This is a genomic window from Microcoleus sp. N3A4, assembly GCF_036701805.1.
Lineage (GTDB): Bacteria > Cyanobacteriota > Cyanobacteriia > Cyanobacteriales > Microcoleaceae > Microcoleus.
Genome location: NZ_JAUBRJ010000006.1, coordinates 23,535 through 24,201, shown reverse-complemented (window position 1 = coordinate 24,201; position 667 = coordinate 23,535). Strand labels below are relative to the sequence as shown.

General features: G+C 42.3%; 1 pseudogene. It reads right to left on the bottom strand.

Annotation, left to right across the window (positions count from 1 at the left end):
• Positions 1-667 (bottom strand): annotated as a pseudogene (locus tag QUA56_RS05165) (ATP-binding cassette domain-containing protein); the annotation flags it as partial.

Below are 667 nucleotides of genomic sequence, written 5' to 3'. Positions count from 1 at the left end.
GACTCTGGTGTTTCAACAATGAGTAGATTTTCGACAACCGGTTCTGGTTCATCATGCTCGATCGACTCTGGTGTTTCAACAATGAGTAGATTTTCGACAACCGGTTCTGGTTCATCATGCTCGATCGACTCTGGTGTTTCTGAAACTTCGAGATTTTCGACAATCGGTTTTGGTTGAGAAGGCTCGATCGACTCTGGTGTTTCAACAATAATCAGATTTTCGACAATCGGTTCTGGTTGAGAAGGTTCGATCGACTCTTGCCTTTCAACAATAATCAGATTTTCGACAATCGGTTCTGGTTGAGAAGGTTCGATCGACTCTTGCCTTTCAACAATAATCAGATTTTCGACAATCGGTTCTGGTTGAGAATAGTCGATCGACTCTTGCCTTTCAACAATCAGCAGATTTTCGACAATCGGTTCTGGTTGAGAATAGTCGATCGACTCTGGTGTTTCAACAATCAGCAGATTTTCGACCACCGGTTCTGGTTGAGAAGGTTGTCTAAAATCTGGTGTTTCAACAATGAGTAGATTTTCGACAATCGGTTCTGGTTGAGAATAGTCGATCGACTCTTGCCTTTCAACAATAATCAGATTTTCGACAATCGGTTCTGGTTCATCATGCTCGATCGACTCTTGCCTTTCAACAATCAGCAGATTTTCGACAA